We start from the raw sequence: 633 nt of genomic DNA on the forward strand, positions 1-633 counted from the left end.
TTGGTACGGATATCTGGTGAGGAGAATGCGCAATATATTCCATTGACGCGTGAAGAAGTAACGAGTGTCGAGTATGATATTGTAGTTGATGATGCGCCAACCAGCCCGAATGAGAAAGAGCGCACCTTCGGTATCATCACACAGCTGCTCCCATTGCTTCAAAATGCCATTACGCCGGATATTATGCTTGATCTACTTCGTTACTCACCCTTGCCTGCGTCATTACTCAATCGTGTCAGTGAGAAGTTCCAACAGCAACAAATGGCACAACAACAGCAGATGGATCCCGAGCAGGAAATGAAGTTGCAGGAAAAGCAACAAGACTTAGAGACGAAAGCACAGATGCATCAGATGGATTTGCAACAAAAGCAGATTGATCTTTTTGTGCATCAAGAGAGAGCAAAAACAGACGCAGAACTGATGAAGCAACGCTATGAGATTGAACGGCAGAAGCTTCTCAATGATCAGGCACACAATCAGATTATGCGAGAGCGAATAGCATTACACAGAGGTATGCATAGTTGAGAAAGGTGAAAGAATGAATGCAGAAATGAATGAAGCTATGAATGAAGATTACAGAGTTGGAGCACCGGTCTTTGATGATGAGAGCTCTTTTGATGCTGGCACTTATGA

General features: G+C 43.8%; 1 pseudogene. It reads left to right on the forward strand.

The features are described from left to right. Positions 1–525 (forward strand): annotated as a pseudogene (locus tag ACFINO_RS10935) (phage portal protein); the annotation flags it as partial. Positions 526–633 lie beyond the last annotated feature (108 nt).

This window comes from Bartonella sp. AA83SXKL (genome assembly GCF_042196965.1).
Taxonomy (GTDB): domain Bacteria; phylum Pseudomonadota; class Alphaproteobacteria; order Rhizobiales; family Rhizobiaceae; genus Bartonella.